The sequence below is a fragment of the Methylobacterium sp. 1973 genome (assembly GCF_040545035.1).
Taxonomy (GTDB): domain Bacteria; phylum Pseudomonadota; class Alphaproteobacteria; order Rhizobiales; family Beijerinckiaceae; genus Methylobacterium; species Methylobacterium fujisawaense.
The window spans coordinates 405593-428089 of sequence record NZ_JBEPLA010000001.1 but is presented as its reverse complement, the minus strand read 5'-3'; the positions used below and the strand labels follow the sequence as shown (position 1 = coordinate 428089).

At 70.2% G+C, this 22497-nt stretch carries 30 protein-coding genes; 14 read left to right on the top strand and 16 right to left on the bottom strand.

What is annotated here, in order from left to right; translation table 11 throughout:
* Window positions 1-18: 18 nt before the first annotated feature.
* Window positions 19-912, bottom strand: coding sequence for a glycine betaine ABC transporter substrate-binding protein OsmF (osmF, locus tag ABIC70_RS02155; protein ID WP_043389235.1), 894 nt, complete (start codon window positions 910-912; stop codon window positions 19-21).
* 442 nt (window positions 913-1354) lie between these two features.
* On the opposite strand from osmF, the gene ABIC70_RS02150 reads away from it, so the two are divergent.
* Window positions 1355-1570, top strand: coding sequence for a hypothetical protein (locus ABIC70_RS02150; protein ID WP_043357502.1), 216 nt, complete (start codon window positions 1355-1357; stop codon window positions 1568-1570).
* Window positions 1571-1586: 16 nt separating this feature from the next.
* Here ABIC70_RS02150 and ABIC70_RS02145 read toward each other — a convergent pair whose 3' ends face one another.
* The 5 genes from ABIC70_RS02145 to ABIC70_RS02125 form a co-directional block, all read right to left on the bottom strand.
* Window positions 1587-3062, bottom strand: a complete 1476-nt coding sequence (locus ABIC70_RS02145) for a protein adenylyltransferase SelO (RefSeq protein ID WP_354438746.1) — start codon at window positions 3060-3062, stop codon at window positions 1587-1589.
* Window positions 3063-3391: 329 nt separating this feature from the next.
* Complete coding sequence (locus ABIC70_RS02140; protein ID WP_043357512.1) at window positions 3392-3652, bottom strand: hypothetical protein; 261 nt, start codon at window positions 3650-3652, stop codon at window positions 3392-3394.
* Window positions 3653-3830: 178 nt separating this feature from the next.
* Window positions 3831-4361 (bottom strand): Ros/MucR family transcriptional regulator, encoded by a 531-nt coding sequence (locus tag ABIC70_RS02135; protein WP_043389007.1) that lies wholly within the window; start codon window positions 4359-4361, stop codon window positions 3831-3833.
* A gap of 352 nt (window positions 4362-4713) precedes the next feature.
* Window positions 4714-5016 (bottom strand): hypothetical protein, encoded by a 303-nt coding sequence (locus ABIC70_RS02130; RefSeq protein ID WP_043357496.1) that lies wholly within the window; start codon window positions 5014-5016, stop codon window positions 4714-4716.
* Between the two features lie 168 nt (window positions 5017-5184).
* A complete protein-coding gene (locus tag ABIC70_RS02125; RefSeq protein WP_279900066.1) occupies window positions 5185-5565 on the bottom strand; it encodes a hypothetical protein in 381 nt (126 codons plus the stop codon).
* 96 nt (window positions 5566-5661) lie between these two features.
* Here ABIC70_RS02125 and ABIC70_RS02120 point away from each other — a divergent pair, with 96 nt between their 5' ends.
* From ABIC70_RS02120 to ABIC70_RS02110, 3 genes are all read left to right on the top strand, one after another.
* The gene (locus tag ABIC70_RS02120; protein WP_279900068.1) at window positions 5662-6420 is read left to right on the top strand and encodes a CDP-diacylglycerol diphosphatase; all 759 of its coding nucleotides are present in this window, start codon (window positions 5662-5664) and stop codon (window positions 6418-6420) included.
* An 85-nt stretch (window positions 6421-6505) separates the two neighbouring features.
* A complete protein-coding gene (locus tag ABIC70_RS02115) occupies window positions 6506-6835 on the top strand; it encodes a hypothetical protein (protein ID WP_236952769.1) in 330 nt (109 codons plus the stop codon).
* Window positions 6836-7031: 196 nt separating this feature from the next.
* Window positions 7032-7277, top strand: a complete 246-nt coding sequence (locus tag ABIC70_RS02110) for a hypothetical protein (RefSeq protein ID WP_170861824.1) — start codon at window positions 7032-7034, stop codon at window positions 7275-7277.
* A gap of 16 nt (window positions 7278-7293) precedes the next feature.
* Here ABIC70_RS02110 and ABIC70_RS02105 read toward each other — a convergent pair whose 3' ends face one another.
* Window positions 7294-7482, bottom strand: a complete 189-nt coding sequence (locus tag ABIC70_RS02105; RefSeq protein ID WP_043357488.1) for a hypothetical protein — start codon at window positions 7480-7482, stop codon at window positions 7294-7296.
* Window positions 7483-7655: 173 nt separating this feature from the next.
* Entirely contained in the window at window positions 7656-7919 is a 264-nt protein-coding gene (locus tag ABIC70_RS02100; RefSeq protein WP_354438744.1) for a hypothetical protein, read from the bottom strand.
* 227 nt (window positions 7920-8146) lie between these two features.
* Here ABIC70_RS02100 and ABIC70_RS02095 point away from each other — a divergent pair, with 227 nt between their 5' ends.
* The 4 genes from ABIC70_RS02095 (at window position 8147) to ABIC70_RS02080 (ending at window position 9609) form a co-directional block, all read left to right on the top strand.
* Window positions 8147-8533, top strand: coding sequence for a hypothetical protein (locus ABIC70_RS02095; protein WP_043357484.1), 387 nt, complete (start codon window positions 8147-8149; stop codon window positions 8531-8533).
* A 20-nt stretch (window positions 8534-8553) separates the two neighbouring features.
* The gene (locus ABIC70_RS02090) at window positions 8554-8739 is read left to right on the top strand and encodes a hypothetical protein (protein WP_043357482.1); all 186 of its coding nucleotides are present in this window, start codon (window positions 8554-8556) and stop codon (window positions 8737-8739) included.
* A gap of 64 nt (window positions 8740-8803) precedes the next feature.
* On the top strand, window positions 8804-9067 hold the full coding sequence (locus ABIC70_RS02085) for a hypothetical protein (protein ID WP_043357480.1): 264 nt from the start codon (window positions 8804-8806) through the stop codon (window positions 9065-9067).
* Between the two features lie 296 nt (window positions 9068-9363).
* Window positions 9364-9609, top strand: coding sequence for a hypothetical protein (locus ABIC70_RS02080; protein ID WP_043357477.1), 246 nt, complete (start codon window positions 9364-9366; stop codon window positions 9607-9609).
* An 18-nt stretch (window positions 9610-9627) separates the two neighbouring features.
* Here ABIC70_RS02080 and ABIC70_RS02075 read toward each other — a convergent pair whose 3' ends face one another.
* Together ABIC70_RS02075 and ABIC70_RS02070 are read right to left on the bottom strand one after the other, a co-directional pair.
* Complete coding sequence (locus tag ABIC70_RS02075; protein WP_354438742.1) at window positions 9628-10368, bottom strand: DUF4336 domain-containing protein; 741 nt, start codon at window positions 10366-10368, stop codon at window positions 9628-9630.
* Between the two features lie 383 nt (window positions 10369-10751).
* Window positions 10752-10976, bottom strand: a complete 225-nt coding sequence (locus ABIC70_RS02070) for a hypothetical protein (RefSeq protein ID WP_075382059.1) — start codon at window positions 10974-10976, stop codon at window positions 10752-10754.
* Between the two features lie 266 nt (window positions 10977-11242).
* On the opposite strand from ABIC70_RS02070, the gene ABIC70_RS02065 reads away from it, so the two are divergent.
* Entirely contained in the window at window positions 11243-11971 is a 729-nt protein-coding gene (locus ABIC70_RS02065) for an SDR family oxidoreductase (protein WP_354438741.1), read from the top strand.
* 18 nt (window positions 11972-11989) lie between these two features.
* Here ABIC70_RS02065 and ABIC70_RS02060 read toward each other — a convergent pair whose 3' ends face one another.
* The 3 genes from ABIC70_RS02060 to ABIC70_RS02050 all read right to left on the bottom strand — a co-directional run bounded on the left by ABIC70_RS02060 (window position 11990) and on the right by ABIC70_RS02050 (window position 14366).
* Window positions 11990-12751 carry an amino acid ABC transporter ATP-binding protein gene (locus tag ABIC70_RS02060; RefSeq protein ID WP_354438739.1) on the bottom strand — a complete coding sequence of 254 codons (762 nt, stop codon included), beginning with the start codon at window positions 12749-12751 and terminating at the stop codon, window positions 11990-11992.
* Entirely contained in the window at window positions 12748-13428 is a 681-nt protein-coding gene (locus ABIC70_RS02055; protein ID WP_043760078.1) for an amino acid ABC transporter permease, read from the bottom strand. Before ABIC70_RS02055 ends, ABIC70_RS02060 begins: the two co-directional genes overlap by 4 nt.
* Window positions 13429-13649: 221 nt before the next feature.
* Complete coding sequence (locus tag ABIC70_RS02050; protein WP_374701391.1) at window positions 13650-14366, bottom strand: amino acid ABC transporter substrate-binding protein; 717 nt, start codon at window positions 14364-14366, stop codon at window positions 13650-13652.
* 388 nt (window positions 14367-14754) lie between these two features.
* On the opposite strand from ABIC70_RS02050, the gene ABIC70_RS02045 reads away from it, so the two are divergent.
* Entirely contained in the window at window positions 14755-15681 is a 927-nt protein-coding gene (locus tag ABIC70_RS02045) for a dihydrodipicolinate synthase family protein (RefSeq protein WP_043357464.1), read from the top strand.
* Between the two features lie 130 nt (window positions 15682-15811).
* Here the strand turns inward: ABIC70_RS02045 and ABIC70_RS02040 are convergent, their stop codons facing one another.
* Entirely contained in the window at window positions 15812-17032 is a 1221-nt protein-coding gene (locus ABIC70_RS02040; RefSeq protein ID WP_354438737.1) for a pyridoxal phosphate-dependent aminotransferase, read from the bottom strand.
* Window positions 17033-17293: 261 nt separating this feature from the next.
* On the opposite strand from ABIC70_RS02040, the gene ABIC70_RS02035 reads away from it, so the two are divergent.
* From ABIC70_RS02035 to ABIC70_RS02020, 4 genes are read left to right on the top strand one after another with little or no spacing between them, the layout of a single operon-like run.
* A complete protein-coding gene (locus ABIC70_RS02035) occupies window positions 17294-18712 on the top strand; it encodes a cytochrome ubiquinol oxidase subunit I (RefSeq protein WP_354438736.1) in 1419 nt (472 codons plus the stop codon).
* A 7-nt stretch (window positions 18713-18719) separates the two neighbouring features.
* On the top strand, window positions 18720-19727 hold the full coding sequence (gene cydB / locus ABIC70_RS02030) for a cytochrome d ubiquinol oxidase subunit II (protein ID WP_179697600.1): 1008 nt from the start codon (window positions 18720-18722) through the stop codon (window positions 19725-19727).
* Window positions 19727-19849, top strand: a complete 123-nt coding sequence (locus ABIC70_RS02025; protein ID WP_043346965.1) for a DUF2474 family protein — start codon at window positions 19727-19729, stop codon at window positions 19847-19849. Before cydB ends, ABIC70_RS02025 begins: the two co-directional genes overlap by 1 nt.
* Before the next feature lie 45 nt (window positions 19850-19894).
* A complete protein-coding gene (locus ABIC70_RS02020) occupies window positions 19895-20473 on the top strand; it encodes a GbsR/MarR family transcriptional regulator (protein WP_075381225.1) in 579 nt (192 codons plus the stop codon).
* Window positions 20474-20515: 42 nt separating this feature from the next.
* Here the strand turns inward: ABIC70_RS02020 and ABIC70_RS02015 are convergent, their stop codons facing one another.
* A complete protein-coding gene (locus ABIC70_RS02015; protein ID WP_043346988.1) occupies window positions 20516-21211 on the bottom strand; it encodes a GntR family transcriptional regulator in 696 nt (231 codons plus the stop codon).
* Between the two features lie 284 nt (window positions 21212-21495).
* Window positions 21496-22434 carry a LysR family transcriptional regulator gene (locus ABIC70_RS02010; RefSeq protein ID WP_354438735.1) on the bottom strand — a complete coding sequence of 313 codons (939 nt, stop codon included), beginning with the start codon at window positions 22432-22434 and terminating at the stop codon, window positions 21496-21498.
* Between the last annotated feature and the right edge of the window lie 63 nt (window positions 22435-22497).

The window sequence follows — 22497 nt, the reverse complement described above, 5'->3', positions numbered from 1 at the left end:
TCGGCTTGTCGACGCGTGTCAGCGCACGAATCCGTTCTGCCGGAGGAAGTCCGCCGCGACCGCGGAGGCGGGCTCGCCGCCGATCTGGACGCGGCCGTTGAGATCCCGGAGCGTCGCCAGGTCGAGTCTGCGGAAGATCGGATCCAGCACCGTGGCGATCTCGGGATGGGCCATGAGGACCGCCCCGCGGACCACCGGCGCCGGCTGATAGACCGGCTGGACGCCCTTGTCGTCGTCCATCGTCACGAGGCGCGCGACCGCGAGGGCGCCATCGGTGCCGAACACCATGGCGGCGTTCGTGCCGGACGTGCCCCGCGCCGCCGCGGCGATCGTGGCGGCCGTGTCGCCGCCGGCCAGGATGACGAGCTGCTCCGGCTTGAGGGTGAAGCCGTAGGTCCTGCCGAAGGCCGGCAGGGCGCCCGGGGCGGTCACGAATTCCGACGCGGCGGCGAGCTTGATCGCGCCGCCGCCCGCTACGTAGCGGCCGAAGTCGCTCAGGGTTTTCAGGCCCGCGGCCTGCGCGATCTCCTGGCGCACCGCGATCGCCCAGGTGTTGTTGGCCGAGGCGGGCGTCAGCCAGACGAGGTCGTTGGCCGCGCGATCCAGGTCCCGGGCCGTCCGGTAGGCCGCCTCGGGATCCTTCCAGACCGGGAGATCCGCCTTCCCGAAGAAGAACGCCGCGTTGCCGGTGTATTCCGGATAGATGTCGATCTGACCCTCGATCAGGGCCTGGCGCACGATCGCGGTGGCGCCGAGCTGGATCTTGTCGACCGTCGGGAGGCCCCGGGCCTGCAGGGCCTGCAGGATGATGTTGCCGAGCACCCCGCCCTCCGTGTCGATCTTGGAGGCCACGACGATCCCGGCCGCCGGCGCGCCGGGCGTCGGGCCACATTGGGCGACCAGCAGCGCCAGGGCCGGCGCGACGAACCACGCGAGGATCCGCCTCACCTTGGCCTTCGGATCCCCCGTTCGCGTCGTCCGGTCTCGGCGGGCGCCTGCCGCGCGCGATGTCCGGCTGGGGCGGGCGATGATCCCGTTGAGCCCGAGAGACAGGCCGGCGGCCACGGTCGCGACGCGATTCGACTTCCGTTTCATGGGGATGGCTTCGCCGCCTTTGCACGCGCAGCTGAGGGATCCGGCCACGCGCCGCTCATCGCTCCCGCGCCGCTCTCGGTCCCCTCGCGAGGCTCGTGACGACAGGGATGACCTCCGCGCCCGGCGCCTCCGACCTCGACTGTATCAAATCAACGCACTCCGGTTAATAATGTTTAACCTTTACGCGATCCTGACGCGAACAATCCTAGCCTTAGAGATATAATGTTGAGTAGATCGTTTGCGTCGAAAGGAGGGGAGTATGTCGTATTCGATTCTGGTCCGCGATCTCGCCCGCGAACCTGGCGGTGCTCCCAAACTTCTGGCCTACGACATTCACGACCGGTCGGCGGCGGAGACTCTCGTTTCCGTGATAGCCACGTCGTACCGGGATCACGGTTTCAACCCCGCCACCCGCGTCCACTGGTTTCGGCACGAGGGCGGGGTGCGCGAGATCTTCACCTGGCCGCGGCAGTGACCGCCGGCGCGCCGCCTCAGGTGCCGCAGAAGGTGCGGTAGCCGACGCCACCGTCCTCGGGCGCCATGGCGAAGGCGGCCTGATCCGGCTGATCCACGTAGGGGCGGGACAGCACGGTCAGCAGCGTCTCGAACGGGGCGAAATCCCCCCGTTCCACGGCTGCCTCGATCATCGCCTCGACCCGGTGGTTGCGCGGGATGAAGGCCGGATTGACCCGGCGCATTGCGGCGGCGGTCTCGGCCGGGTCGCGGGCCTCCTGCGCGAGCCGCCCGTGCCAGTCCTTCGCCCAGGCATCGTAGGCCGTTGGATCGACGAACAGGTCGCGCACGCCCGCGTCGGCCTCCGGCCGCTCCGCGGCGGCGCAGAGCGTGCGGAACGTCAAGGTGAAGTCGGCCCGATTCTCGGCCATGCGCTTGAGGAGGTCGCCCGCCAAAGCGGCGTCGCCGTCCCGGGGCTTGGCGAGGCCGAGCTTGCGGGCGAGGCCGCCGTGATAGGCCGTCTCAAAGCGCGCCGCATAGGAGGCCAGCGCCGCCTCGGCCTCGGCGACCGAGCCCGCCTCGTCCTCGGCGAGCAGCGGCAGCAAGGTCTCGGCCAGCCGCGTCAGGTTCCACAGCGCGATGCGCGGCTGCTGGCCGTAGGCGTAGCGGCCGTTGCGGTCGATGGAACTGAAGACGGTCCCGGGATCGTAGGCGTCGAGGAAGGCGCAGGGGCCGTAATCGATCGTCTCGCCGGCGATCGACATGTTGTCGGTGTTCATGACCCCGTGGACGAAGCCCACATGCAGCCAGCGGGCGACGAGTTCGGCCTGGGCGGCGATGACGCCCTCCAGCAGCGCCCGGTAGGGGTTCGCGGCCGAAGCGGCCTCGGGATAGTGCCGGTCCACGACGTGGTCGGCGAGCGCCCGCAGACCCTCGACATCGCCCCGGACCGCGAAGAACTGGAACGTCCCGACCCGGATGTGACTCGCGGCCACGCGGGTGAGGACCGCGCCCGGCAGGAGCGTCTCGCGCACCACCGGCTCGCCGGTCGTCACGGCGGCGAGCGCCCGGGTGGTCGGGATGCCGAGCGCCGCCATGGCCTCGCTGACGAGATACTCGCGCAGCACCGGACCGAGCGCCGCCCGCCCGTCGCCCCGCCGGGAGAACGGCGTCGGGCCCGCGCCCTTCAGCTGGATATCGCGGCGCTGCCCAGTCCGGTCGAGCACTTCGCCCAGGAGGACCGCGCGGCCGTCGCCGAGCTGCGGCACGAACTGGCCGAACTGATGTCCGGCATAGGCCGCCGCGATCGGATCGGCGCCCTCCGGGACGGCGTTTCCCGCAAGCGCCGCCACGCCGTCCGGGCCGGCAAGCCAGTCCGGATCGAGGCCGAGCTCTGCGGCGAGCGCCCGGTTCAGCCGGACGAGACGCGGGGCCGCCACGGGCGTCGGCGGCCGGCGCGCGTAGAAGCGCTCCGGCAGGCGGGCGTAGCTGTTGTCGAAGGGGAGTGCCGTCATCGTCGGGATCTATGGACGGTGGGCGCGGGGGACAAGCGGAAGCCTGAAGGAGCTCGTCGATCGCGTCACCGCCGGCCGGCCGGGTCGTTTCCACCGATGCGTGCCGCAGCGCTCGCGGCAGACGGGCCCGGTTCCGTGCACCCGCTCTGGCCCCACCGGCAGGCGCGGCCTGTGATGGCGGCCCGATCCGCTGGGCGCGACGGCCACGGCGGCGGGCCCACGCCGCGTCTGTCCCGCCGGACCGATATCCCTCGAAGTCGCGCCCCGGCGGGGACAGGCCCGTGCGGCTGCGCTAGTTCGGCTGGGGGCGCCGGGGCTGTGACGGGACGCTAGCGGCTCGTCGTCGGAGGGGTCCCGGTGGCCGGGGGCTTGCCGGTGCCGACCTGACCCTCCGTCGGCGGAACGGCCGACGGATGGGTGACGGCTTCCGTCGCCGTCCGGCCGGGATCCTTCGTATCGGCCGCCGGCTTCGGTGCGGTCTCGGTCCGGGGCGCCGGTCCGGTTCCGGGCCGATCCTGCGCCCAGGCTGCGGCCGGGAGGGCGGCCACGGTCGCGGCGGCGAGGAGAAGGGCGGGGATCGGTCGGTTCACGTTGGGCTCCGTGGCGTTCAGCCGGGCGTTCCGCAGGGCCAACGGATGGCCGCAGGCGTCGTTCCGGCACTCCGCGCCGCGGTTTTGACGGGTGGATGCGGCCGCCCTGGCCGCGCCCGATCCCGTCATTCCGAGTCCGGGCCCCGGGATTGCACGTCAGGGCCCGCAACCTCAGGGCTCACGCCTCCGCGTCGGCCTTCCGGGTCTTGCGGCCCTTGGCCACCTTCGTGCCGTCCGCATCCGGCGCCGCGGCGGACGCCGCAGGCTCGCCCCGCTTCGCGGCCGGGCTCCGGCGCTTGTGGCCCAGGCCGGCATTGCGGGCGAACTCGGCCCGCATCGCCGAGTAGGTGGATGCGGTCGTCGGATAGTCCGGCGGCAGACCGTAGCGCTGCCGATACTGCTCGATCGTCATGCCGTTGCCGGTGAGATGCCGCTTCAGCGTCTTGTACGGCTTGCCGTCGATGAAGCTGATCAGGGCGTCGGGGGTGATCGATTTCTTGATCTGCGCAGGCGTCGCCTTCTTGAATTCCGGCTCGGCCGAGACCGTCGTCTGGCTCAGGCCGGCGAGTGCGGCATGAACGCCGGACAGCAGCGACGGCAGATCGGGGACCGGGACGGAATTGTTGGCGACGTAAGCGGAAACAATGTCGGCCGTCAGCTCCACGAAATCGACTGGATCCTGATGCGGTGCGGGATTGCTATCTTCCATGAACGCCTCTCACGTTGGAGTGATGCATGAACGTTGATCCGCCTCTCGACAGTCAAGTCCATATATGAGCGAAGATAACCTATTATGGCTGTTATCTACCGAATGTCTGGGCGAATACCAACATAGATCAGTAGCGATTCTGCCGCTGGATCATTCCGGTCGGAGCTGGCAGCGCGGCTTCCCTCGGATCGTCCGCACGGGGGCCTGCGGCGCGGGCCCGGGCGGGCGGCTTCAGGAAGTGTTAATCCTGCCGTGATCAGTGGCAGGGTCGCTCCGGCTTTGGGGGTAAGAAGCCGAACGGCAGGCGGGCCGAGCCCTGCCCCTCCATGCTCGGCCCGCGCCCCTGCGGCGCTCACGCGTTGACGGCGGTCCCGATCGGCGTGGCGATCGCGCCGCGCGTCCCGGGTGGGACCACCGATTGCAGAATCCGCGCCGGACCGGATGCGGGATCTCCGCGATAACCGCGCTCGAGCGTCATCAGCGCGTGCATCGGGGCTTCAGCCAGGTCGAGAAGGCGCGCGTCGCGCCAGCGGCGCTTGGTGAGGCCGGTCCGGCTGAGCCACCGGGGCTTCTCTTCCTCGACGAGCAGGACCAGCTTGCCCGTCCACGTCTTGCGAAACCAGAACCGTCCCGTGAGCTTGGCTGCGCCGAACATGCCGCACCTCGCGTGAGAGCCCCCTGAGCCAACGTGGGTCAAGCTCGGCGGTTTCCGCCGGAGACCGACCGCAGGATGCCGGGCTGGCGGCGCAGACATGCATCGGCGACATGCATTGGGACATGTGCAAACGTCCGCGTCCGCCGCGACGGTCCGGCCGGGCCGGATTTATCGGCAGGTCGCGTCGTCCGGGCGCCCGCGGCCCAGGACCGCGAGCAGGCGGCCCGCCACCGCGCCGGCCAAGGCCGCGACGGCTTTCACGAGGAAATCGTCGAACCGGCCGTGGCGGGTCCCGGTAAGGGTCTGCCCAAACTCCAGGCCGCCGGCGAGGAGGATGCTGCCGACGAGGATCCAGCGCCCGTGCCGCGGGTAGCCCATGGCCATCAGCAGCCCGGCGAGCGCGTAGGCGGCGAAGCGCTCGATGCTGGGTTCGGCCGTGACGACGGGGCGGAGCCCGATCGGCACCAGCGTGACGGCGGCGATCAGGGCCACCAGGATCCAGGCCGCGATCCGGATCAGGCCGAGCCGCGGCACCTTCCCTCTCAGCATCGCGGAATCGTAACCTCGCGCCGACGGCGCCCGCGTACAGTGATGGCGCGCTGCCGCCTGTAGCATAACGGCGGCCGGGGACCGGAACATCTGCTCATGCTTCGTCGTCTGGTCGCCGCGATCCTGTTCGCCTTCGCCACGGTGCCGGCCGCCATCGCGGCGAACCCGGTGCGGGACGTGCTCTGGGTGGCGCTGCAGGGCTGCGTGCTCGCCAAGAAGGCGGCGGGCCGGAGCTTTCCCTGCCTCTCCGTCGACCTCGGCGATGGTACGCGCCCGGGGACGGCGGTGCTGCGCGCGCCGGGACAGCCTACCCACACGGTGGTGATGCCCACCGACAGCATCTCGGGCATCGAGGCGCCCGTGCTCCAGGGACCGCGGGGCGCCGCCTATTGGCGCGCGGCGCTCGCGGCCCGGCACTTTGTGTCGGATGCGCTGCCGGGCCGGCTGCCGGTCGCGGCGGTGGGTCTGGAGGTGAATTCCGTCGGCGGCCGCAGCCAGGACCAGCTTCACATCCATCTCGACTGCATGCACCGGAGCGTCATGGCGGCCCTGAAGGCCCATGGCGGCGCCGTCGGCGAGACCTGGGCCCCGTTCCCCGTGCCGCTGGCGGAGGCGCGTTACGTCGCGCTGCGGATTCCCCCGGACGCGGTGGCGGAGTTCAACCCGTTCGCGGCTCTGGCCCGGGTGCCGGGCTGGCAGGGGCATCTGCACGACGCGAGCTTCGCGGCGGTGGAGGCGGATCCCGGGGATCCGCAGGGCGGGATGATCCTCCTGGCCTATCGGGAGCCGGAGGCCAGCGCCGAGTACCTGATGGATCACAGCTGCCGGATGGCCAAGTCCGGCCGGCACGGCTGATCGGCCGCCGTCCCGAGCCACCGCCACTGTTGCTGCTACGTTCTATCCGAGCTGGGCGCGAATCGGGCATAAAGCGATCATGCGCATGCCGGTGCTCAGCTTGTCCGCGATGCTCCTCCTGACCACCGGTCCTGCCGTCGCGGGTCCGGTCGCCGGAGCGTCCGATCCGGCCGAGCTGGAGCGCGCGTGGCACCGCTGCCTTCGAGACGCCTCCGGGCATCAGCCGACGGGTCAGAGCCGCGCCGGGGACGAGCGCAACGCCCTCGACGAGTGCAAGTCCCGCGAGGATGCCCTGGTGGCATCCCTGATGGCCGGCGCCCGCCCGGCGGACGCACGCACCGGCACGGTGTGGTCGCGGACCTGGGCCGCGTTCGCGGAGCCCCTTGTCACCTGGTTCGGGGCGCTGCGGCGCTGAGGGCGCCCCGCGCCGCGTTTCTCGCGTCCGATCCAGTCCCGCCTGGCCGGCACGATCTGGCCGGCACGATTTTGTGCGCTGCGTGTCAGCAACGCTCACGAACCGTCGCGGATATCGCGTTCGCTGAGGCCCGCTCCGCGGCGTCGCACCACGCCTTGCGGGACGAACCGCCGCCGCCACCGATCGTTGGGCATCCATGAGCGCGCAGAATCCCAAGCCACATCCCGATGCCGTCGCCGAGGCCCGTCGTCGCGAGATGGCGACCGAGCATCTGCTGTTCGGGACGGTCCGGTTTCTGGCGCAGCGTCATCCGGAATTGCTGGACGAGCTTGAGGGCAGCCTCGCCCACTTGTGGGATCCGGTCGAGGGCGAGGCGCGGGACGATGAGGCTGTGCGAACCATCGCCCGGCGCATCATCAAGGGCCTGCGGGCCGAAGGCTGATCCGGCCCGTCCGGGCTCACCGCTGGGCGGCGTCGTTCACCTTGACGGTCGGGATCATCGCGACGGCCTTCGCGGTCACGCGGTCGAAGACATCGCCGGTGAGGCCGCGCTCGGTCGCGAGCTTTCGGATCCGCTCCGCATGCTGCGCGAGGGTCAGCCCGAAATAGGTCTTCTCTGTCGCCTGTTCGACAGACTCGTTCGCCACGCTTCGACTCCTGTTCATGGTGGGTGAAGGCCGATGATTTGGGCCGCGGCGGCCGCGGCTTCAACCCCCGCCCGGAACAGGGCGCCCCGGCCATGACGGTTCGTCATACCCTTGGGGGCGCCCTGCAGATGGCCCGCCTAGCCGGGCGCGATGGGGCCGGACGGCCTGCGGTCTCAGCGGCTGCAGCCGATGCAGATTCCGCGCGTGATCGCGTCGTTGCGCTCCTCGATGGCATCCCGCCGCTCGATGCTGCCGGTCTCGCTCGGGCCGAGGGCGCCGGGGTTGGGCACCGTCTGGCCGGTCGCGGCGGTGTGGGGCGCCTTGGCGGTCGTATCGGGGCCGCCCCCGGTTCCCGTCCTGCCGACGGGGTCGGCCCAGGCGGTGGCTGAAGCCAGGCTCAGGGTGGCGGCTATGGCGAGGGTTGCGGATCTGCGCATGTGAAGCTCCCGGAACTGCGTGCGTCGGTCTGCGAGAAACCGACGCCTGTCCGTTCATGAAGTTCCCGCGCCCGCGCCGGCATGTGGTGCATTCGGAGGCGTCGTTTCGTGGCGATGCCGTCGAATTCCGCGGTTAACCTTCGGGCGTAATGGCTAATCAATTTTGAGAGGTATTTCGCCGGCAGAATTGGCGGATCGTGGCGCAGTAACATTCGGAGGCGTGCGTCATGAACCCGACCGTCAAAGCCGTTCTGCTGAACGAGCGGGCCGCCGTGCTGTCGGCCATCGCGGCGCGCCAGGGCACGGTCTCCGACCTGCTGGTCCAGATCAACGGCGTCGAGAACGACATCTGGCGCCTGCGCCACCGCCTGATCGACCTCGAAGCGTACCTGATCGGGCATCGCGTCGACCTGCCGAGCGCGGATGGCGGATCCGCCGGGACCGCGGAGGCCGCCGGCACCCTGACCCGGTGCGATCCGGTGCCGCCGGCCGGGATGCGGCCCGCGGAGGTGATCGGCCTTCCGGCCTGCAAGCCGCTCGGCGAATTCGTCCGCACCAAGGGCGGGGCGCGGAAGGCGCAGGCCGCCGCCGGCCGCCTGGCCGAGACCGCCTGAGAGGGTCGGGGGATCTGCGCATGCGCCGCATCCGCACTGGCCTGCGCTGGCGGCGCGGGCCGCCGGCACCGGTCCTGCCCGAGAGTCTGACACGCTTCGTCTCGGAGCCGGGAGCGTTCACCGCTCCGCTGTGGGACATCGCCCTGGCGTTGCTGGCCGGCGTCGTCGTCGCCCTCGCCTGCGGCTGGATCCTCCAGGCTTGGTAGCCGGTCCTGACTGTATCCCGCCCATGGCCTATGAGGATCGGCGAGGATCCGAAGGGATGGACGGATGAGCGACGGCAGCGGCGCGCCGAGCGTGAAGATCGCGGAGGTCCAGCGCCTCGCCACGGCGCTTGCGGCGCGGGTGCGCTACGCGCAGCTCGTCGGCCGTCCCGTCTATGAGGCGCAGATCGCCGCCCTGGTCGGCGCTGCCCGCCTCATGGACGAGGAGAAGGCACCCTGGCCGCCGATGGTGGAGGAGGTGCTGACCGAACTCGCCCGCTCGATCGAGGGGGCCGTCACCGTCGCGGCTGACCCGCCGGAAGAGCCCTGAACGGCCGCCCGTCTCCCGGTCGACGCATCGTCGGTGCCCCGCGCGAAGGCGTCCGCCGGGCCGAGCCCGGACCGAATCGGCGCGCGGGCCGTCATCCATCTGCACGCCTGCTGCGCGGGGCGGGCGATCCCCGACTGCGCCATCGCGGGGGGCGGCTGCCGGCCGGACCCTATCGACGTCGGAACTTCGGCGCGAAGGGTCGATTGACCAGAGGGATCGGTACGGAGATCTGCGCCCGTCGCCAACGTGCGATGGACTGATCCGGCCGAAGTCTTCGCCTTGAAGTCGATGGCCGAATGATCCTGAGCCTGCAGGCCGTGCAGGTCGCGACCAGCAGCGACGATACCGAGAGCCAGCTCGTCTTCGCCGACGGATTTCTGGTCGCGGTGTTGGTCCGCCTCTCGGCGCAGCACGGCGAGGACACCGGAAAGTGGTTCCTGGAGGCCGGATTCGGCCCGCTCGCACCGGCTTGTCCGCCGCTCTTCGCGGATCTCGCGGCCGCCCGGGCCTGGATCATGCGGCGGCTGATCGCTGCGGCGTGATCCCGATACCGCCCGCCCTCAGAGGCCTTTCGCGAGCCAGCGGAGCGCGTGTCTGAGGCGCGCTGCGCCGTCCCCGGCGAACCAGAGGCCGTGTGCGAAGATGACCCGCTCGGGAGCCAAGGTGAGAAGATCGCTCGCTGCTCTCGCGGCGTCGTGCCGGCGGAGTTTGATCACGAGGCGCAGGTAGGGTGGCGGCTGGCCGTGCGGTCGCGTCATGCGGGCGAGGCGCAGGAGCGGACGCAGGAGCGCCGGCATCTTCTCCGGTTCCAGGTTGAGGACGAGATCGGTCAGGATCAGCGTCCGGCTCGCCCCGTGGACGAACGCGACCTCCCGGAACCCGAAGCCGCCCGGCACGACGATCTGGCGCAAATCGGCCGCCCAATCGGAGGGAGCGTCGTCCCCGAGAACCCGGTCGATGCGGAGGCCGGAGCGGCGGACCGGGCGACGCTGGCGGAGATTCGGAGCCGCCCAGGTCAGCGCCTCCGGGCAATGCGCCTGCCACGCCTTCAGGAAGGTCCAGTGGGCGATGTTGGGGGCGACCAGATGCCGGATCGGCCCCAATGCGGCGATCTCGCGGTACAGGTGCGGATCGAACCGTGTCGGTGAGTGCAGCCAGAGTCCGCCGTCGCCTAGGCGGACGACGGTCATGCGGACCGGGAGGGGGATGCCGAGGACGCGGAGCGGTCCGCTGTCGACGATCCAGACGCCATCGGCCACCGGCTTGAGGACGTCGAGGGGTGGATAGGTGGCTTCGGGCAAGTCCCGGTCTCTCCCTCGGCCGCGCAACGTCGCGCCCACGAACCTGTGCAACCGCGGAAGCGCAACGGATTTCCCGGATGGATCGCCGCAGGCCGGCGGACCACGCCCCCGCCGCAGCCGGCGCGCCCGACCTCCTCACAGGAGCCAGGACGGCGCGTCGAAGCGCGCTCACGATCCTGAGGATCGTGTCGGCGCGTGGCAGGCCCGTCCGAGAGCCGGACCGTCCGGACCGGTCCAGATGCGCGTCGCCGCCGCCCCCTTCGGTGCCGCCCAGGGTCCGAACGGATCGAGGCGCAGGGCAGGCGCGGCGGATGGGATGATGCGGCGCTTGTTGGCCGGGAAGTGGAGATCCCCACCTCCACCATCCGCCGCCTCAGCGGGCCCTACACGGCCTGGATCGGTGCGTGCTTGCCGTCATGCGCCGCACCCGAATCCAGGCTCTGCGTCTCTGCGCTGTCCTGCTGGTCCCGCGTCGGCGGCGGATAATCCGTCAGCGGACGCCAGGGAGCAGCCGGGGCGCCCAGGCGGGCGCCGGACGGACGCAGCGAGAGCCAGATCGCCACGGCCATCCAGGGCACGACGAAGAAGACGAAGGCGGCAAGCCCCACGGCGATCCTCCACGAAACGGTTTCGTCGTGAGAACGCCGGACGGGCATCCAGAGATCCGCCGCCGGGCCGGTCATCCCGCGCGGTCGGTGGATCGCGTCGCTCCGGGCGGCGGCGTCGGGTCGGATGGACGGGGCGATCGGGCCTGGAGCCCCGCCCATCCGGAACCTACAACGCTGGGGGGCACTCAGCCCGGATGCCCGGATCTGGCCGGCGTATCCCGGTCCGGGAGCCGACGCGGCGAAGTGCAGCCTGCTGGGAGCGAACAATGGCAGATCTGTCCGGGAAGACGGTCCTGATCACGGCGGCGGGGCAGGGGATCGGGCGGGCGAGCGCGCTCGCCTTCGCCCAAGCCGGGGCTCGGGTCCACGCCACCGACATCAACGCGGATGCCCTCGCCGGGCTGCGCGCCGACGGTCTCAGCACCGCGATCCTCGACGTTCTCGATACGGGCGCCGTCAGCGCCCTGGTCGCGCGGATCGGCGTGGTCGACGTCCTGTTCAACTGCGCCGGCATCGTGCACGCCGGCACCATCCTGGAGATGCGCGACGACGACCTCGACGTCGCCCTCGATCTCAACGTCAAGGCGATGATCCGTACGATCCGCGCGGTTCTGCCCGGGATGCTGGAGCGCCGCGACGGCGCCATCGTCAACATGGCGTCGGTTGCCTCCTCGGTGAAGGGCGTGCCCAACCGCTTCGCCTACGGGTTGACGAAGGCAGCGGTGATCGGCCTGACCAAGGCGGTGGCGGCCGACTATGTCGGCCACAACATCCGCTGCAACGCGATCTGCCCCGGCACGGTGGAGAGCCCGTCGCTCCAAGAGCGCATCCGCGCGCAGGGCGACTACGCGCAGACCCGCGCGGCCTTCATCGCGCGGCAGCCGATCGGGCGGCTGGGTACCGCCGAGGAGATCGCCGACCTCGCCGTTTACCTGGCGGGCGCGACCTACACGACCGGCCAAGCCGTCATGATCGACGGCGGCTGGACGATCTGATCCGGGCCGGATCGCCGTTCACGCCTCCTCCGCGGCTTCACCGAGCAGAGTCCGGATGAAGCGGCGGGTGCGCGGATCCTTCGGGTGGGCGAACAGGTCCGGCGCCGGTCCCCGCTCGACGATCGTGCCGCTCTCCAGGAACACCACCGTGTCGGCGACGCGCCGCGCGAGGCGCAGGTCGTGGGTCGCCATCAGCATGGTCATGCCCTCCCCCGCGAGGCTGGCCAGCACATCCACCACCTCGGCTGCGAGCTCCGGGTCGAGGGCCGAGGTCGGCTCGTCGCAGAGGAGCAGGCGCGGGGAGGGGGCGAGCGCCCGGGCGATGGCGACCCGCTGCTGCTGGCCGCCTGACAGGTTGGCAGGCCAGTCCCCCGCCTTGTGGGCGAGGCCGACGCGCTCCAGCAACTCCAGCGCCCGCGCCCGCGCCCTGGCCTGCGGCCACTTGGCGACGGTGACGAGCCCCTCCGTGACGTTCTCGAGGACGGTGCGATGGGGAAAGAGCTGGAAATTCTGGAACACCATGCCGGTCTGGCGGCGCACCGCGAGCATCTCCCGCCGGGTCGGCGGCCGGTCCGGTCGGAAGGTGAGTCGGATATCGCCGAGGTCGAGCGTACCGGACCGCGGCATCTCCAGCAGGTTGACGCAGCGCAGGAGCGTCGACTTGCCCGAGCCGGACGGGCCGATCAGCGCCGTGACGCGGCCCTCGGGCACTGCGAGATCGATGCCCCGCAGGACCGCGTTGCCGCCAAAACTCTTCTCGATGGCCGACAGGGCGATCATGCGCGCGCCTCCAGATATCCGCCGTATCGCCCGAGCCGCCGCTCCAACAGCGTCTGGAGCCAGGACAGGCACGTGGACAGGACGAGGTAGATCAGCGCCACTTCGATGTAGAGGATCAGCGGCTCGTAGGTGACGGCCACGATGCGCTGGGCGGCCTGGAACAGCTCCGGCACGGTGATCGCGGCCGCGAGCGAGGTGTCCTTGACCAGCGCGATGAAGGAGTTGGCGAGCGACGGCACCGCCACCCGCGCTGCCTGAGGCAGGATCGTGCGCCGCAGGGCTTGAGCGGGCGTCATGCCGGTGGCGTAGGCCGCCTCCCATTGTCCCCTCGGAATGGAGGCGATGGCGGCGCGGATGATCTCGGACGTGTAGGCGCCGACATTGAGCGTGAACCCGATCACGGCCGCAGGGAAGGCGTCGATCAGGATGCCGGTGCTCGGCAGCCCGTAGAAGATCACGAAGAGCTGCACGAGGAGCGGCGTGCCCCGGAAGATCCACACGTAGAACCAGGCCAGTGCCGCCAGCGGGCGTGGGGCGAACAGGCGCACGAGCGCGGTTCCGAGCCCCAGGCCGAGCCCCAGCATGAAGGCGATCAGGGTCAGCGGGACCGTGAAGCGGAGGCCGGCCGCGAGCAGCGGCCCCAGCGACTGGAGCATGAGGTCGAGCCAGTGCGGCACGGGGCGACGTTTCCTTTCGGTCGGACAGGGTTACGGGTTTCGCAGGGTCGGCCTCGGGGCATGGCCTTCGCCGAAGGATATGTGCGGATCCCCGCGTCCCCTCGGGGAGGGATCCCGATGCGCTCTGCCTTCAGAGGCGCGCCCGGATCCTCGCAGCCTTCAGGCTTGCAGGGGCCTGCAGGCGACCCGCAGGCGCGCCGCGACGGGCCCCTTCCGGACGGCTACTTCGAGACGTCGGCGCCGAAGTACTTCTGGGCGATCGCCGCGTAGCTGCCGTCGGCCTTGATCGACTCCAGCGCCTTGTCGATGGCAGCCTTCAGCGCGGGGTTGTCCTTGCGCATGATGATCCCGGATGCGTCCGCGTCCGTCTGCTCGGCGACGATCTTCACGGGCGCATTCGGCTTCTGCTTGTGGAAGTCGAGGAACGACAGGCTGTCGTTGACGGTCGCGTCGGCGCGGCCGGTGGCCACGAGCTGAACCGACTGATCGAATCCGTCCGTGCCGACGAGCTCGGCACCGGACTGCTCGGCAAGGCGCGCGAAGTTGCTGCTCAGGCTCTGCGCGGCCTTCTTGCCCTTCAGGTCGGCGAAGGACGTGATGTCCGCCCGGTCCGCGCGTGTGATCAGCACGGCCCGCGCCCGGATATAGGGCTCGGAGAAGTCGAACTTCGCCTGACGCTCCTTGGTGATGCCGACTTGGTTGATCACCACGTCGTAGCGCTTGCCGTCGAGGCCGGCGATCAGGCCGTCCCATTTGCCTTCGAGGAATTGCGGCGTGACGCCGAGCTTCTCGGCGACCTTGCGGCCGATCTCCACGTCGAAGCCGACGAGCGCCCCGGAGGCGTCGTGGAACGTGAACGGCGCGTAGGTGCCCTCCGTCCCGATGCGCAGGGTCTTGGACGCACGGATCGCGTCGAGGTCGTCCGCCTGCGCGGGCATTCCGAGGAGGCATGCCGCAGCGGCGAGGACCAGGGCGAGGCGGGTCGAGACAAAGCGCATCGTGGTTGGCTCCAGCGCGATAGAAGGTCCTGCCGCTGTCGCCGAGGTCGCTCTCAGCTGTCGACGCGGGACGCAGAAAAGGTTTCGGGCGGCCAGCGCGTGGCCGGGACTTGATGGACCGTCAGGAAATGCCGCCGCATGGCGCCACGCTCCGGAAGGCCGCGCTTCCCATATCAAGGGGAACCCGGGACGCCTACCGACAGGGGCATCGTCCCGGGGATATGATGCGGCCGCGGACAGGCCGGCTCCGTGCTAGGAGGAAGCGGGTCTCGAATCCGGACCGATTCACGCGCCGGGGAACGCGGCCTTCTCGATGGAAGGAGCGCGCATGACCTCGCCTGCCCAATCCTACCGGGGCGTCTTCCCGGTCGCCCCGACGGTCTTCGACGCCGCGGGCGCCCTCGACCTCGACGGGCAGCGCCGGGCGATCGACTTCATGATCGACGCCGGCAGCCAGGGCCTGTGCATCCTCGCCAACTTCTCCGAGCAGTTCGTCCTCACCGACGCGGAGCGGGAGACCGTCATGCACGCCGTGCTGGAGCACGTGGCCGGCCGCGTGCCCGTGATCGTCACCACGACCCACTTCGCCACGCAGGTCTGTGCCGAGCGCTCGCGGCTGGCGCAGGAGGCCGGGGCCGCCATGGTGATGATCATGCCGCCCTATCACGGGGCCACGATCCGCGTGCCGGACCTCGGCATCTACGAGTTCTTCCGCGCGGTCTCGGACGCGATCTCGATCCCGATCATGATCCAGGACGCTCCGGTTTCGGGGACGCCGCTCTCGGCCGCGTTCCTGGCGCGCATGGCCCGGGAGATCGCCAACGTCGCCTATTTCAAGATCGAGACGGCGCAGGCTGCAGCCAAGCTCCGCGAGCTGATCGCGCTGGGCGGCGAAGCGGTGGTGGGCCCCTGGGACGGCGAGGAGGCGATCACCCTGATGGCCGACCTCGATGCCGGCGCCACCGGAGCGATGACCGGCGGGGCCTATCCGGACGGGATCCGGCAGATCACCGACGCCTACGCGGCGGGCCGCCGGGACGAGGCCATGGACGCCTACGCGCGCTGGCTGCCGCTGATCAACTACGAGAACCGGCAATGCGGGCTGCTGGCCTGCAAGGCGCTGATGGCCGAGGGCGGGGTGATCGCCCACGAGACCGCGCGGTTGCCGATCCAGCCGCTGCACCCCGACACGCGCGCCGGGCTGATCGAACTGGCGCGCCGGAACGATGCGCTGGTCCTGCGCTGGGGGCGCTGAGAGGGCGCTGCGGCCTCGGACAGGTGACTCCCTGAGCAAGGACGGCCCGTAGGCCTTCACCGTCGTTGCTTCACCGTCCTGCTACGTCGCCGCGCGTGCAAGGCGAGCGGGGCCGCCTAACCCGCCCGGCTCAATACGCCGACGCGGCCGGGGCGCGGGTCCCGAGCGCGCCCGAGAGCCGCCGCACCGCCTCTCGCGCCAGGGCCGGGCTGATGGCGAAGCAGATCCGGACCAGACCTTCGCCCTCCGGCCCGAAGGCGGTCCCCGGCGCCACCCCGACCTTGGCCTCCCGCAGCAGGCGCAGTGCCAGGTCGAGGCTGGGCTCGTCGCCGCCCATCCGGGCCATGAGGTAGAAGGCCCCGTCAGGCGGTGCGACCGTGACGCCCGGGAGACGGGACAAGCCCTCCATCAGGATCGCCCGGGCCTCGGCGCAGCGGTCGACCATGGTGCGGATGAAGCCGTCGCCCTCCTCGAGGGCCGCGATGCAGGCGTGCTGGACGAAGGTCGGGATCGAGGTGGTGCTGTACTGTCCGAGCTTGGCGAAGGTGGGCGCGAGGCCACGGGGATAGATCACCCAGCCGGCGCGCCAGCCGGTCATGGCCCAGTTCTTCGAGAAGGTGTTGGTGACGATCAGCCGGTCGTCCTCCGAGCAGATCTGCAGGAAGGACGGCGCGATCCGGTTGCCGTAGGTGAAATGCGCGTAGACCTCGTCCGAGAGGATCCAGAGGCCGCGCTCCCGGGCGAGGTCGCGCAGGGCCTTCATCTCCGGCAGCGGCATGGTCCAGCCGGTGGGATTGGAGGGTGAATTCACCATGATCACCCGGGTGCGCGGGGTGAGCGCCGCCTCGATATCGGCGAGCGGCAGCGCGAAGCGTCCGTCGGGCAGCCTGCGGTACGGGACCGTCACCGGGACGCCGCCGGCGATGCGGACCGCCTCGCCGAGATTCGGCCAGGCCGGGGACGGGATGATCATCTCGTCGCCCGGTTCCAGCAGCACCTGGGCGGCCTGCATGATCGCGTTCATGCCGCCCGCCGTGACGGCGAACCGGTCGGGCGGGATCTCCACGTCCCAATGGCGGGCGTGATAGGCGCCGAGCGCCGCGCGCAGCGCCGGCAGCCCCAGCGAGGTCGTGTAGCGGGTGTGCCCGGCGAGCATCGCCTTGTGGGCCGCCTCGACGATGAAGGGCGGGGTCGGCAGATCGCCCTCGCCGATCCAGAGCTTCACGACCTCCGGGTCGTCCCGCCCACGATCCGCCACCAGCCCGATCTGGCTCGTCCCGATGCCGCGGATGCGCGCCGAGAGGGCGGAGGCGAGATCGACGGGCGCGGCGGATGCGGGGATATCGGCCATGGCGGCGCGTGCTCTGCTTGCGTCGGGACGCGGCGTGCCGTGGCGCGGCATGCACCGGAGCGCCTGCAGGATCCCGACCTGTGGGGAAGGCCGCGACCCTGCCGCGTTCAAGCGCGGACGTCCAGACCCGCGCGTCGCCCGGATCAGCCCCGGAGGCCGACGCGCGCGGCCGCCCCGACGCGCGGCCGTTCTGCATTCTGACTTTTCAGATATTTCTGAAATTGCTATATGCCGAGTCGCGCTCAGTGCCGGAGGCCCGACGTGCTCGCCAATCTCGATCCCCTGATCCTCGCCCGCATGCAGTTCGGGTTCACGGTGGCCTTCCACATCGTGTTCCCGGCCTTTTCGATCGGCCTCGCGAGCTTCCTCGCCGTGCTGGAAGGGCTTTGGCTCGCCACCGGGCGTGAGGTCTTCATGGACCTGTTCAAGTACTGGATTAAGATCTTCGCGATCGCCTTCGCCATGGGCGTCGTGTCGGGGCTGGTGATGTCCTACCAGTTCGGCACGAACTGGTCAGTCTTCTCCGACAAGACCGGCCCGGTGCTGGGCCCGATGATGGCCTACGAGGTGCTGTCGGCCTTCTTCCTGGAGGCGGGCTTCCTCGGCGTGATGCTCTTCGGCATGACGAAGGTCGGGCCGCGGCTGCACTTCGCGGCGACGCTGATGGTGGCGTTCGGGACCTTCTTCTCGGCCTTCTGGATCCTGTCGGTGAATTCCTGGATGCAGACCCCGGCGGGCTACGGCACGAACGCAGACGGCCAGTTCGTGCCGCTCGACTGGTGGGCGATCGTGTTCAACCCGTCCTTCCCGTTCCGCCTCGTGCACATGGTGCTGGCCGCCTATCTCACCACCGCCCTGGTGGTCGGCGCGGTCGGCGCGTGGCACCTCCTGCGCGACCGGTCCAATCCGGCTGCCCGGACGATGTTCTCGATGGCGATGTGGATGGCCGCGCTGGTGGCGCCGGTCCAGATCCTCGCCGGCGACGCGCACGGTCTGAACACGCTGGAGCACCAGCCCGCCAAGGTCATGGCCATGGAGGGGCACTACCAGAGCCACCCGGACGGCGCGCCGCTGATCCTGTTCGGCCTGCCCGACCAGGAGACCGGCACCGTCCGCTACGCGGTCGAGATCCCGAAGCTGTCCTCGCTGGTGCTGAAGCACGATCCGAACGCGCCCCTGAAGGGGCTCGACAGCCTGCCGCGGGCGGAATGGCCGCCGGTGCCGATCGTGTTCTGGTCGTTCCGCATCATGGTCGGCCTCGGGATGCTGATGCTGCTGCTCGGCGCCCTGAGCCTCCTCGCCCGCTGGCGCGGGACGCTCTACACGTGGCCGCCGCTGCACCGCTTCGCGGTGGCGATGGGCCCGGCCGGCTTCGTGGCGGTGCTGGCCGGCTGGATCACCACCGAGGTCGGGCGCCAGCCCTACACGGTCTACGGCCTGCTGCGCACGGCGCAGTCCGCCTCGCCGCTCCACGCGCCCGCGGTGGCGGCCTCGCTCACCGCCTTCGTGGTGATCTACTTCGCGGTCTTTGCCATGGGCACCCCCTACATCCTCCGCCTGATGGCCAAGCCCCCGCATGCCGGCGAGCGCGGCATCGAGCCCGGCGTGCCGATCCGGACGGCGGGCCTCACCCCCGCCCCGGCGATCGATCCCGACCGCCATCTCCAGCCGGCCGAGTGAGGAACCCATGGCCTACAGCTTCGACCTCACGGTGGTCTGGGCGTTCGTGATCGCCTTCGCGGTCTTCGCCTACATCGTCATGGACGGCTTCGATCTCGGCATCGGCCTCCTGTTCCCCCTCCTGCGGCCCGGCGCGGAGCGGGACACCGCGATGAACTCGGTCGCCCCGGTCTGGGACGGCAACGAGACCTGGCTCGTGCTGGGGGGCGGCGGCCTGTTCGCCGTCTTCCCCCTGGCCTACGCGGTGATCCTGCCGGCGCTCTACGCGCCGATCATCGCGATGCTGCTCGGCCTGATCTTCCGCGGCGTCGCCTTCGAGTTCCGCTGGCGCGATCCCCGCCACCGCGCCGCCTGGGACGTGGCCTTCGCGGGCGGCTCGCTGGTGGCGACCCTGGCCCAGGGCATCACGCTGGGCGCCCTCCTGCAGGGCATCACCGTCGAGGGGCGGGCCTATGCCGGCGGCTGGTGGGACTGGCTCACGCCCTTCAGCATCCTCGTCGGCGCGAGCTTGGTCGTCGCCTACGCACTGCTCGGGGCGACGTGGCTGGTGATGCGCACCGAGGGCCAGCTCCAGGCGCAGGCCCGTCGCTATGCCCTGGGCCTCACCGTGGCGACGGTCGCGGCCATCGCCCTCGTCAGTGCCGTGACGCCGTTCCTCCAGGGCCGCTACGCCGAGCGCTGGCTGGCGATGCCGAACGTGCTCGTCACCGCGCAGGTGCCGCTGCTCGTGGCGCTCGCCGCGTACGCCCTGTGGCGGGCCCTGCGCAGCGGCGCCGAGCGGGCGCCTTTCCTGATTGCGCTGGGCCTGTTCGCCCTGACCTTCCTGGGGCTGGGCATCAGCATCTTCCCCGACATCGTGCCGGGCCGGATCACGATCTGGCAGGCGGCCGCTCCCGAGGCGAGCCAGATCTTTCTCCTCGCCGGCGCCTCGGTTTTGATCCCGATCATCCTATCCTACACCGCGTACGCGTACTGGGTTTTCCGCGGCAAGGTCGACGCGCACGGATATCACTGATGGCACCCGCATCGGCACAACCCCTCTGGAAGCGCCTCGCTTGGTTCGCGGTGCTCTGGGCCTCGAGCGTCGTCGGCCTCGCCTTCGTGGCGACGCTCCTCCGGTTCTGGCTCAAGTCCTGATAAGCCGGGGGCGACCCCGTACCTTCCCCGCGTCGGACCCTCGCCGTGCAGCTGCCTCCCCTCGTCCAGACCTTCGTGCTGCACTTCGGCGAGATGGGCTCGCGCTGGGGCATCAACCGGACCGTGGGGCAGATCTACGCCCTGCTGTTCGTGGCCGAGCGGCCGTTCAACGCCGACGAGATCGTGGAACGGCTCGGCGTGTCGCGCTCCAACGTCAGCATGGGCCTGAAGGAACTGCAGGCCTGGAATCTCGTGCGCCTCCAGCACCGGCCGGGCGACCGACGCGACTACTTCACGACGCCCGAGGACATCTGGCAGATCGTTCGGACGCTGGTCGAGGAGCGCAAGAAGCGGGAAGTCGATCCGACGCTGACCCTCCTGCGCGAGCTCCTGATGCAGGACGCCGCCACCGAGGAGGAGCGGCACGCCCAGGAGCGTCTCAAGGAGATGCATGACCTCTTCGAGCTGTTCGCGGGCTGGTACGCCGACGTGCGCCGCCTCGAAACAGAGCGCCTCGTCCAGCTCCTCACCCTCGGCGCAAAGGTCCAGAAGGTGCTCGAGATGAAGGATCGCCTGACCCGTCTGCCGGGGCGGATCGGCGGTCGGGCATCCAAGCCGGACTGAGTCGGCCGGATGCGCCGGGGCGCACGGCTTTGTCAGGTCCGATCAGGCCCTGGCGAGAGCACGCCGGTAGAGGGCGATGAGGGAAGTGCCGACATGCTCGATATGGCCGCGCAGGCAGGCCGCGGCCTCCTCAAACCTACGCGCCTCGCACAGGTCGAGGATCTGCGCATGTTCGCTGAGGGCGCGGGTCGCGTCGTTGGAGGTCGAGATCTGCAGCCGCGTCGGCCGTTCGCAATCCTGCAGCAGCCCGGACACGATCGTTAGCGACCGCGGGCGATTGGCGTGGCGGAGCAGGTCGAGATGGAAACGGCTGTTCAGGTCGCCCCATCGGAGGACCTCGCCCGTCTCCAGCGCCGCGCCGTACTCCTGCGCGAGCGCGTCGAGATCCCGGATCTCGTCGTGCGACAGGTGAGGGGCCGATAGCAGCAGCAATTGCGGCTCCAGCTGGACGCGCAGCTGGAAGATGTCCTCGACCTCTTGCAGCGACAGGCCCGTCACGACCGCACCCCGATGCGGCATGATCTTCACGAGATTACTGGCTTCCAGCTGGAGCAAAGCTTCGCGGATCGGGATCCGGCTGATCCCGAATTCCTCAGCCAGGGCATCCTGGCGAAGCTGCACCCCGGGCGGCAGGTCCCCGTTCAGGATCTGCTGACGCAACGAGTCCGCGACGGCCGCGGATACGGTCTTGTGCCGCAGCCGATCTGGCGCCGGTCGTCCGGGGACCGCAGGGGACATCAACGCCTCGCCGAATGTATACATTTATGCAGGACACCGTCATGCCGCGGAAACGCTCGCATGTCCAATGCCAGATTGTCCTGATCGAACTTGAGGTTGCAAATTTACGGGCCCCTGCTGTTGGGTTGTACGTCTCGGCCCCCGCCCGCGATGTCATTCAGCCAGCAGGAACATCATGCGACTCACCTGCTGATCGCCGATAACGCACGCCGACGTGGACGGCACTGATCCAGATTGCGAAAACCAGGACCGAAACCGGGTGGGGCACGGCCCCGTCGCGCGGCCTATCGTTCTGGTGGATCGCGCCGGTGGTGCGGATCGGCCCAAGGCGACTGGGCGAGGGTCTGCCCCAGGTATGCGATCAGCGCCGTCACCCGCGCAGGCCTCGGATCGCCGGGGGGCATGACGAGATGCAGCGCGATCGGGGGCGGCGACCAAGCGGGCAGCACCCGTTCGAGGCGCCCGGCCTCGAGGTCCTCCCAGATCATGAAGTCCGGTTGCAGGGCGAGGCCGAGACCGGCCCGAAGCGCCGGTGTCAGGGCCTCGGCATTGTTCGCCCGAAGCTGGCCCGCGGGCACCACGACGGCCTCGGTCCCGGCTCCGTCCACGAATCGCCAGCGATCGGGCGTCGGCAGGTAGGCGTAGCCGAGGCAGGTGTGATGGATGAGATCGTCCGGATGTTCGGGCCTGCCGTGCCGGTCGAGATAGGCGGGCGTGGCCACCAGCGAGCGGCGGATCCCGCAGAGCCGGCGCGCCCGCAGCGATGAGTCGGGCAGGGCGGCGATGCGCAGCCCGGCATCGAATCCGCCCCCGACCAAGTCGACGACCGCGTCGGACAGGTGCAGGTCGACCGAAACGGATGGGTATTGCTGCAGGAAGGCCGGCAGAATCGGCGCCACGTGCATCACCCCGAAGGTCATCGGCGCGGCGAGGCGCACGAGGCCGCGCGGCTCTGTGGCGCTCGCCGTCGCGAGGGCCTCGGCGGCCTCACCTTCGGCCAGGATGCGTGCGGCGCTGTCCTTGGCGCCTTGCCCAGCCGCCGTGAGGGCGAGTTTCCGGGACGTGCGGTTGAACAGACGGGCACCGATCCGGACCTCGAGCCGGCTCACCGCCTTCGAGACCGTGGCCTTCGACAGGCCGAGCTCCGTGGCAGCCCGACCGAAGGAGCCGGTCTCCACCACCTTGGCGAACACCGCCCAGGCCTCGAAATCGGGCAATCGCATCGGTCATTTCCAGAAACGATAGGTTTCCATCGTTTCTATTTTCGCGAGACATGGCAAGGGGCA

Bases quoted from the DNA above. Each gene is read 5' to 3' on its own strand.
- ABIC70_RS02150 (WP_043357502.1), top strand. From the start codon at position 1,355: ATGTCGTATTCGATTCTGGTCCGCGATCTCGCCCGCGAACCTGGCGGT.
- ABIC70_RS02145 (WP_354438746.1), bottom strand. From the start codon at position 3,062: ATGACGGCACTCCCCTTCGACAACAGCTACGCCCGCCTGCCGGAGCGC.
- ABIC70_RS02135 (WP_043389007.1), bottom strand. From the start codon at position 4,361: ATGGAAGATAGCAATCCCGCACCGCATCAGGATCCAGTCGATTTCGTG.
- ABIC70_RS02130 (WP_043357496.1), bottom strand. From the start codon at position 5,016: ATGTTCGGCGCAGCCAAGCTCACGGGACGGTTCTGGTTTCGCAAGACG.
- ABIC70_RS02125 (WP_279900066.1), bottom strand. From the start codon at position 5,565: ATGCTGAGAGGGAAGGTGCCGCGGCTCGGCCTGATCCGGATCGCGGCC.
- ABIC70_RS02120 (WP_279900068.1), top strand. From the start codon at position 5,662: ATGCTTCGTCGTCTGGTCGCCGCGATCCTGTTCGCCTTCGCCACGGTG.
- ABIC70_RS02115 (WP_236952769.1), top strand. From the start codon at position 6,506: ATGCCGGTGCTCAGCTTGTCCGCGATGCTCCTCCTGACCACCGGTCCT.
- ABIC70_RS02110 (WP_170861824.1), top strand. From the start codon at position 7,032: ATGAGCGCGCAGAATCCCAAGCCACATCCCGATGCCGTCGCCGAGGCC.
- ABIC70_RS02100 (WP_354438744.1), bottom strand. From the start codon at position 7,919: ATGCGCAGATCCGCAACCCTCGCCATAGCCGCCACCCTGAGCCTGGCT.
- ABIC70_RS02095 (WP_043357484.1), top strand. From the start codon at position 8,147: ATGAACCCGACCGTCAAAGCCGTTCTGCTGAACGAGCGGGCCGCCGTG.
- ABIC70_RS02090 (WP_043357482.1), top strand. From the start codon at position 8,554: ATGCGCCGCATCCGCACTGGCCTGCGCTGGCGGCGCGGGCCGCCGGCA.
- ABIC70_RS02085 (WP_043357480.1), top strand. From the start codon at position 8,804: ATGAGCGACGGCAGCGGCGCGCCGAGCGTGAAGATCGCGGAGGTCCAG.
- ABIC70_RS02080 (WP_043357477.1), top strand. From the start codon at position 9,364: ATGATCCTGAGCCTGCAGGCCGTGCAGGTCGCGACCAGCAGCGACGAT.
- ABIC70_RS02065 (WP_354438741.1), top strand. From the start codon at position 11,243: ATGGCAGATCTGTCCGGGAAGACGGTCCTGATCACGGCGGCGGGGCAG.
- ABIC70_RS02060 (WP_354438739.1), bottom strand. From the start codon at position 12,751: ATGATCGCCCTGTCGGCCATCGAGAAGAGTTTTGGCGGCAACGCGGTC.
- ABIC70_RS02050 (WP_374701391.1), bottom strand. From the start codon at position 14,366: ATGCCCGCGCAGGCGGACGACCTCGACGCGATCCGTGCGTCCAAGACC.
- ABIC70_RS02045 (WP_043357464.1), top strand. From the start codon at position 14,755: ATGACCTCGCCTGCCCAATCCTACCGGGGCGTCTTCCCGGTCGCCCCG.
- ABIC70_RS02040 (WP_354438737.1), bottom strand. From the start codon at position 17,032: ATGGCCGATATCCCCGCATCCGCCGCGCCCGTCGATCTCGCCTCCGCC.
- cydB (WP_179697600.1), top strand. From the start codon at position 18,720: ATGGCCTACAGCTTCGACCTCACGGTGGTCTGGGCGTTCGTGATCGCC.
- ABIC70_RS02025 (WP_043346965.1), top strand. From the start codon at position 19,727: ATGGCACCCGCATCGGCACAACCCCTCTGGAAGCGCCTCGCTTGGTTC.
- ABIC70_RS02015 (WP_043346988.1), bottom strand. From the start codon at position 21,211: ATGTCCCCTGCGGTCCCCGGACGACCGGCGCCAGATCGGCTGCGGCAC.
- ABIC70_RS02010 (WP_354438735.1), bottom strand. From the start codon at position 22,434: ATGCGATTGCCCGATTTCGAGGCCTGGGCGGTGTTCGCCAAGGTGGTG.